The following is a 6,455-nucleotide window of genomic DNA, read 5'->3' on the forward strand; positions in this document are numbered from 1 at the left end:
GAATGTAATTAGTACATAGTATAGCTGATTTTTTAAAGTATGGCTGCTGAAATTAGCTGTATAACCCCACTTCCTGATTAGCTTATTTACTTATGCTAGCTACGCAAGATTGAATAACCCAAACTATGACCGACTGCTGTACCAAACAAGTTTCTCTAACTTCTTCTGCTCCGGATGCTTGTGCTGGCGTAGCGCCTGTTTATCTAGCGTACGAAGCGCAGCTAAAGGCCTTTGTGCAAAAACGTATTTCCGACAAAGACGAAACTGCGGATATTTTACAGCAACTCTACCTGAAGCTTTACAAAAATTGCGAGCAGTTGCAGGAGGTGCACAACATCAAAGCCTGGCTCTACCAGATTACCCGAAACAGCGTGTACGATTATTTCCGGGAGAGTGGGCGCTACCAGGGCTTAGAAGAGCAGCATGAGCAGCCGGAAAATAATTGGCAGGAGCAGAGTCAGCAGGAGTTGGAGGCGCTGGTCGAACCTCTTATTAACCTTTTGCCCGAAGAATATGCCCAGGCTCTGCGGCTGAGCGAGCTGGAAGGTATCAGTCAGAAAGAAATAGCCTTACAATTAAATCTGTCTTATTCAGGGGCTAAGTCGAGGGTGCAACGGGGACGGGAACTGCTGAAGAAGAAGTTTATAGAATGTTGCTACCTGGAGTTTGGCCAAAACGGGGAGCTTACCGGTGCGCAAGTAAAACCAGGCTGCACACCGCTGCATGAACATGTAAAGTAGCATAAAATTCCAGCCAATTCCCCTTGCGCCCCGTCTCACGCTCGTCTCCAGGCGAGTGCGTACTCACTCCGCGTCTCAAGATGCCCTATTTGCCACCATTATAAGAGCAACACCTGCAGCAAACCCCCATTTCCGGCGTAGTTAGAAGCAGAACTAAATACGTAGTGTTCAGGCGCTGCCACCGTAAGATCGGTTACCGGGTTTTGGTGCAGGTAGTCAAGCTTTTGTTCTTTCATGAAATTAGAGGTCAGTTCAATAGCATGGTAGCCGTCTTGCCAGAATTTGTAGTTTTCAACGCGTTGCAGGTATTTCCCTGCGTATAGAAACCGCTGGAGCATCCAATTTCTTCTGCTTTCTGGTTCTTGTTCAATTAATTTGACGATGGTTCGGGACGTATATTTCTTAAAATCCCGGATAATAGCAGCTAACTTAGCTCCATCTGCAGCTGATGCAATCAGGTGCAGATGGCTGGGCATTAAACACCAGGCATACAGGAGTAGCCCTTTCTTTTCCTGGCAAAACTGAAGCGATTGTACAATTTCTTTTTTGTAGGAGGCACGGGTAAAGACATCAATCCAGTCGACAACAGTGCAGGTGAGGAAGTAGACTGCCTCTTCGTTTCTGATTTTGTATTGGTGTGACATAGGCAAAGGAAATGTAATGGTTAATTCCGTGCGTCTGGAGACGCGGAGTGAGTCCGCACTCGTCGGAGACGAGCGCGAGAACTCATTCATTCTTTATTCATTCATTCATTCATTTCTCAAAAGCGGTACCGTGTCTGAACCCGTACATCGGAGCGCCTTGGGCCTTCTATAGTTTCGAGGCCGGAGCCAATGCTGTTCTGATTGCGGTAATGCGTCATGCCGTACTTTACCCACAGGTCCAGGCGGCGCTGTGGCCGTAGCTGCACCAGGGCGTAAAGCCGTGTGCCTCTGCCACTGTAGGCCGGAACGGCAAAGGCGTAGAGCACATCGCGCTCAAACACATATTGGCGGGTGTCGTAACTGTCGGTGTCGAAAATAGCATAACGGGTGCTCAGGCGAATGCTCCGGAAATTGAAGTTCAGGTCCTGCGCAATCAGGTAACCCGTAGTCTTCGGCGACTCCTGCGCATAGCTGCTGAACTGCACCCTCGACCGTAGCGATACCCGCTGTGTAGGAGAGAAGTCGTAGTACAGCAGGTAATTTCGCCGCTCGGCCTGCGCCACATAGTCAATGGCAGTGGTGTTGTTCGCCATGTTCAGCCCCTTCTGCTCTGCCCGCACCTGCAGATAGAGCGACGATTGCCGCGTGGGCCTGAAGAGCAGGCGCAGCAGGTACTCATCGCCATGCGAGGGGGCATCTACGCGGTAGCGCAGCCACGGAAATCGGAAGCGGTCGTAGTACGCGGTAAGCTCCCATTTCGGAAATGGCTTTAGTTTGATACCTGTATAAAAACCACTCTCGTTGATGTTGCGGGTGCTCTCACCAAAAGCGTTACCATAGAAAGAGTGAAAGTCGCGGGCATAATACCGTTGCAGCATTGCCAGCTCCACCTTATTCGAGAGGTTCGCGATCAGGCCATTTACAGTTCCGATGCCACCACTTTTAGAAAGTGCTGTTTCTCCGAACAAATACACATTTTGCCATACGTAGCTGTAGTGGGTGCCGAGGTTCAGGTTCTGTCGGCCACCAAACTCAAAGCGCTGATAGGCGGCACCTGCTTTTTGTATAGAAGCGCTAAAGGAGGTGCTAACTGCCGTTACGCCAGCCGAAAAAGCCCGATTGTTGCTCTGGAAGCTGAGGTTGCCGCCCATAATCTGCTCCCGAACCTGCTGCCGGTTTGCTAGCTCGGTAGGCGTGCGGTGAAAGCCCGAAACCTGAATGCCGCTAAAAAAAGATAATTCTTCCAGCGTATCTATTTGCGTTGTCTGCAGGTTAGCATCTACGCGCTTGCTGGAGAAAAAGGAGGTAAAATTCAGGTTGTTCGCCAGCGCATAGGTAGCAGCAGCCCCTCTGAAAAAATTATTCTCCAGCACCGAGTTGTAGGGCCTGATACCCAGGTTTGCCCGGCTTACAGTCGTAATAGTTTCGCTGCCTTTGCCTATGCTGTACCCCGACGATAGCAGCAGGCCCTGCCCGAACTGCAGTTGGTAATCGCCGAGCGCTAGGGCTTTAAACCGGCCTTTGTTGTAGAGCTGCAGGTGCGCCGAATAAAAGTCGAAGCCATAGCGTCGGGTGCTGCTGTCCCAGATAATCTGCTCGCCGGCATCTTTTTCGGCGGTAAACCCAAAGCTGTAGTCGCGGGTGTGGCTCACGCGGTAGCGCAGAAGCAGCTTGTCGGGGGAGCCAAGGTAGCGGGAAGTGGAGCGGCTGGTGCTGTCGAGGGGTGTGTAGCCGCGGCGCTGCTGCAGGGTGCGGTCGTAGCGCATAATCAGTGCGTTGTTGTCTTCGCCCACTATCCGCTGCCAGAGTGGCCGCCGGTCGCCGTTGAGGCCGGCATCGTCAACGCGCACAAAGTACACCAGCTGGTAAATAGTTAGCAGGCCGAAGCCGGCAATCGACTGCAATTCATAAATACTCAGGAGCTTGCCGTTTTTTTCAATGTGGCTGAAGAGAGCATTAATCTGCGGGCGCGACAAAATGTACAGCGAAGCCAGTTCTTCGGGTGTGGTGTTGTTGAGGTTAATGGGGTGCTGGAAATACTGAAACAGCGTTTCGTACATGTCTTCGTAGGGCACTGTCTCGTCTTCCTGCTGCGCAAAAAGTTCCTGCACAAACAAATCGAAATCGAAAGTGTGGCGCCTGAAATCCTGGGCTTGCAGTGCCAGGCCACAAAGGAGCAAAGCAAGCAGCGAGCAAAGGATCTTTCTCATGTGCCTTCTTTAAACTGGTAAGAAACAGACAAGTGGTGGCTGAGACCCAGCAAGGTGGTAGTGCCGAAGGCATAATCTATTTGCAGGTGCCTTGCCAGAAAGCCGGCGCCAAAGCTGGTGGTACTGGTTTGGGCCGAAAAGCCGGTGCGGAGAGCAAACTTCTCTACTATTTTGTACTCGATGCCTGCTTTCAGGTCGGCAGGATAGTTTATGTCTTTCTCTGTTTCGGCGCTTAACAGCAGTTTCTGGTAGGGCCGGTAAGCCAGGCCAGCCTTCATAACAGTTGGCAGGCGCTCGTCTTCAAAAGTAGCCACTTTTGCCTGGTTCAGGTTGTAGGCATAGGCCCCAAAAAACAAGTCAGGAATTACCTCCGCCTGCACCCCCACCGAAAACGTAAAAGCTTTTCTGCTGCCCAGGCCCTGCGCCGATACCTGCCACACATCTGCTTTGGCTCCCAGGCTAAACTGCCCCAGTTGGTGCCCAAGCCCAATACCTAACGACTGTCTGCTAAATAATTCATCGCCGAACCGAGTCATGCTCAAACCAACAGAACCCAATTTCTCGAAAGGGTAAACGCCCAGAAAAGCAACTGTATTAAAACCGCTTAATCCAAAACGGTTTTCAGCATACGCGCCTGCCGCAGGGCTTTTTGCCTGGCCAATTCCTGCCACATTGTTCTGTAGCGCCCACAGCCCCGGAAATGTGACAGAAGCATTACCCATAGCGGCTGCCCGAGCGCCAGCAGGCACATCTGCCTGTGCAGCACCTATGCGAGGGAATGACAGTTGGCAGATCAAGAAAAGAATAGAGGTTCGTAAAGTTATCCCATCCATTTCAAGGTTAATTGTGTTTTATTGAGATGTGTTTACGTGTTAGGAGCCTTGTTAGGTTAGAATGTCTTGAATAAATTCAGCTATTTCTGTGCAATTTTAACTTTGTAGTGATGTTTTATTGGCTTCAATTCTTTAAAATTTTACTTGTTCGAAAGCGTAAATGTTTGAAAATCTTATTCTTGTAAAAATGCTTTGCTTCAAATTTAGAAGTATTTTAAAGTGAAATAATTTTTTCCTGCTAATAATGCAAGTACAAGTCAATTTACTGCTGCTTCGTGTTAACAAATAGTAGGAATAGAGCCTTTGGGTATTAAGAAGGTAACTTGAGTTATAAATTATTCTAATGAAAACGGCCTTCAAAACAAATATTGTCGATTTCGTTCCAAGGGTACAAGGCACAAAAAAGAGGCTGCTCCGAATAGGAACAGCCTCTTTTGCAGTAGCGGTAACTAAAGTTTAGTTTCTTACTTCTACCGTTACTCTTTTTTTACCGTCTTTCTTCTTCACTTTCACTTTTGATTCTCCACTTGAAAGCTGTGTTTTGGCTTCTTCAACGGCTTGGTTCAGGAGCTCGGTTGGTGAGCCAGCAGCTGTGGTTGCACCTGCATCGGTTGCACCAGGGTTGCCATTGTCCACAATCGTCATTTCGTTGATCAGGTTGGTGGCTCCTGCGTATTTGTCTATTATAAACAGCACGTAGCGGATATCGGTGTTGATGCAGCGCTTAAACTCAGGGTCGTACACGAGGTCACCAGTCATGGCTTCCCAGTTGCCATCGAAGGCAAGTCCGATCAGTTCCCCCTTCCCGTTTATAACCGGCGAACCTGAGTTACCACCTGTTATGTCGTTGTCGGTGATGAAATTAACCACCAGCTCACCGTCTTTGTTGGCGTAGCGGCCGTAATCCTTTGCTTTGTAGAGCTGCTTCAGTTTAGCAGGCACTACAAACTCCTCGTTATTCGGATCTTCTTTTGCCATCAGGCCCTCCATGGTGGTGTAGTAGCTGTACCGAACGGCATCTTGTGGGCTGTAGTCTTTTACAGCACCATAGCTCAGGCGCAACGTAGAGTTAGCATCGGGGTAATACACCTTGTTCGGGTTCATTTCTCGGAGAGCGGCAACATAGAGGCGGTTTGCCTGTGCCAGCTTCGCATTGCTCTCGGTTAACTGCGGAATAATATTGCTGCGGTAGTTGTCGATGATGCTGCTAACGATCTGGAAGGCCGGGTCGTTCTCGAGTTGCTTTTGCGTCGGGTTTTTCAGGAACGCCTCTGTTTGCTGCTGCGACACTACAAACGATTTGCTGTATACCTCGTCGGCTAGCTTTTGGAAGTTGCCGTTATGCTTCTGAACCAGTTTTTTAAACGACTCGGGTTGTTGCTCTTTGGCAATGTCCTGGTGGTAGAACTGCAGTAAGGCTGCAAACACTTTTTTATCGGAGGCTGCATTGTAGTCTTTAAAGTGTGCCTCTACCCGTGGGCGCAGGTCTTCTATGGCCAGTTTCACATTCGCTTCGTTTCCGGCTTTTAACGCACTTTGCAGGGCCGACATGCGGTAAGCCAGCAACAGCGATTCGGTGCCTAAAATAGCTTCGTTGAGGTAAACCGTACCCAGGTTGTATTTCTCGATGTTGGCGTAGGCGCTTCCGATCTGGTTCAGCACATCGCCATAAAGTGCTTTGCGCTGTGCATCGGCATTAGCCCATTGCTGAAAGGCCTTTTCGTCTGCTTCTTTGCCTTCTACGGTTTTCATGCGCTTGATGCCTTCGTTCTGGCCAATAGAATATTTGTAATAGTTGGCAGTGGAGGCATATTTAGAGGCGTATTTAATACGGATTGCCGGATCTTTGTCCATATCGGCTTTCCAGAGGGCCAGCTTCTCCTCCCGCAGCTTTATGCGCGATTTGTTCAGTTGGTTCAGCTCCAGTTTTAAGCCGTGCGAGGTCATGAAACGCTGCGTACGACCCGGAAAACCGAATACCATCGAAAAGTCGCCTTGCTCTTTGTTGCTGATAGAAAGTGGCAGGAA

Annotated in this window: 5 protein-coding genes; 1 reads left to right on the forward strand and 4 read right to left on the reverse strand. The window is 49.5% G+C overall.

Translation table 11 applies throughout. The features are described from left to right. The first annotated feature begins 125 nt into the window (after positions 1 to 125). The gene (gene sigZ, locus FVR03_RS07320; RefSeq protein ID WP_147921084.1) at positions 126 to 740 is read left to right on the forward strand and encodes an RNA polymerase sigma factor SigZ; all 615 of its coding nucleotides are present in this window, start codon (positions 126 to 128) and stop codon (positions 738 to 740) included. A gap of 98 nt (positions 741 to 838) precedes the next feature. On the opposite strand, the gene FVR03_RS07325 is transcribed toward sigZ, so the two are convergent. The 4 genes from FVR03_RS07325 to FVR03_RS07340 form a co-directional block, all read right to left on the reverse strand. Beyond that, the gene (locus FVR03_RS07325; protein WP_147921094.1) at positions 839 to 1,384 is read right to left on the reverse strand and encodes an REP-associated tyrosine transposase; all 546 of its coding nucleotides are present in this window, start codon (positions 1,382 to 1,384) and stop codon (positions 839 to 841) included. A 116-nt stretch (positions 1,385 to 1,500) separates the two neighbouring features. Next, complete coding sequence (locus FVR03_RS07330; protein ID WP_147921085.1) at positions 1,501 to 3,594, reverse strand: helix-hairpin-helix domain-containing protein; 2,094 nt, start codon at positions 3,592 to 3,594, stop codon at positions 1,501 to 1,503. Beyond that, positions 3,591 to 4,427, reverse strand: coding sequence for a PorV/PorQ family protein (locus FVR03_RS07335; protein WP_147921086.1), 837 nt, complete (start codon positions 4,425 to 4,427; stop codon positions 3,591 to 3,593). Before FVR03_RS07335 ends, FVR03_RS07330 begins: the two co-directional genes overlap by 4 nt. Before the next feature lie 456 nt (positions 4,428 to 4,883). Further along, the coding region (locus FVR03_RS07340; protein WP_147921087.1) for a S46 family peptidase at positions 4,884 to 6,455 on the reverse strand (1,572 nt) is incomplete at its 5' end.

Origin of the sequence: Pontibacter qinzhouensis (genome assembly GCF_008017455.1) — a bacterium.
GTDB classification, from domain to species: Bacteria; Bacteroidota; Bacteroidia; order Cytophagales; family Hymenobacteraceae; genus Pontibacter; species Pontibacter qinzhouensis.